The organism is Halorubrum sp. Ea8, assembly GCF_002252925.1.
Taxonomy (GTDB): domain Archaea; phylum Halobacteriota; class Halobacteria; order Halobacteriales; family Haloferacaceae; genus Halorubrum.
This window is the reverse complement of sequence record NZ_NHPF01000124.1, coordinates 1-859: the sequence shown is the minus strand read 5'-3', so window position 1 is coordinate 859 and position 859 is coordinate 1. Positions and strand designations below refer to the sequence as shown.

1 protein-coding gene is annotated in these 859 nt (G+C 61.0%); it reads right to left on the bottom strand.

The annotated features are described in order from the left end of the window. Positions 1-805: PAS domain-containing protein (locus DJ74_RS15210; protein ID WP_176451358.1), on the bottom strand; the 805-nt coding region annotated here is incomplete at its 3' end. Positions 806-859 lie beyond the last annotated feature (54 nt).

Sequence of the window (859 nt, the reverse complement as noted above, 5' to 3'; positions counted from 1 at the left end):
CCTCTCGTTGATGCGTGATATTACAGAACAGAAACGTCGCGAGCGGGAGTACGAGCAGATATTCAACGGAGTCAACGACGCTATCGCCATCTTCGACCCGGAGACGCTCTCCTTTGCTAGTGTGAACCAAATAAACGACCTCATCGATATGAGTCGAGATCTCGCGGAACTGACGGCGCTGCCGTCGACGGTCGGTCACGTCCGTGGCGGTCGCCAACACCAGTTCCTGATCGTCTATCGTGACTGTCGTCAGCGTCGCTTCGACCCAGACGTGTTCGCCGTCGGCCGTCTCAAGCGGCCATTCAATTGGACCGACGGTTCCGCTCTCCGTCGCGGAGGTGATAATCTCCATAGCAGCGGCCTGATCGTACCCGTCGATACTCGCAGTGTAATCGCCAACCTGCATCGAAATGAGCTCCGCTCGGTCATACTTCAGCAACTCACAGAGCCGCCGATTCGCGTGGATCAACTCTCCCGTCCGGGGGTCATGAAGCGTCAGTGGCTCAGAGACGTTGTCGTAGATGGTCCGATAGTCGGCGGTCGGCCGTTCCTCCGTCGCGGTAACCGCCCGCTTGAGCACTGTCGTCGGCGATTGCGCGAGCAGTTCCCACGGCAGATACTCCGTCACACCGGCCTCAAGCGCTTCGGCGATCGATGCCTCCGTAGGGGCGACGTACACCACCGGTGGGGCGGAGTCACGGGCGGCGTTCCGGACCGTCCAGTTGCTGACCTCGGTCAGTGACGCGGCTGTATCGGCGTCTGTCCGGTCGACGCTGCCCGACTCAGGCGTTACCGCGGCAACCACGCAATCGAACTCCTCGACTGAGCCGGGAGCGTCACGTCCGGCAGGTGCTATTGA